Annotated in this window: 1 pseudogene; it reads right to left on the reverse strand. The window is 54.1% G+C overall.

The features are described 5' to 3' along the window. Positions 1–255: pseudogene (locus L9G74_RS21290) on the reverse strand (manganese-dependent inorganic pyrophosphatase); the annotation flags it as partial.

A 255-nucleotide genomic window follows, 5' to 3' on the forward strand; every position in this document is an offset into this window, starting at 1 on the left:
CCATTTGGAATTCCTTTGCATCCAGGGAAATCAGCTGCTCGATTGTCTTGTCGCTCAAATCAGCGCCAGCCTTCAGCATGGCCAGACCGTAGCTGTCCGCATCGACACCGGCGATTTCAGCCAGTTCGCGTGCTGCTGCCACATCTTCCTCCGTGCAGGTTGGAGATTTGAACAGCAGGGAATCGGAAATGATGGCAGACAGCATCAGGCCCGCCACGTTCTTCTGGATTGCCACGCCTTTTTCCTTGTACATCT

Source organism: Shewanella electrica, assembly GCF_022321485.1.
Taxonomy (GTDB): Bacteria; Pseudomonadota; Gammaproteobacteria; order Enterobacterales; family Shewanellaceae; genus Shewanella; species Shewanella electrica.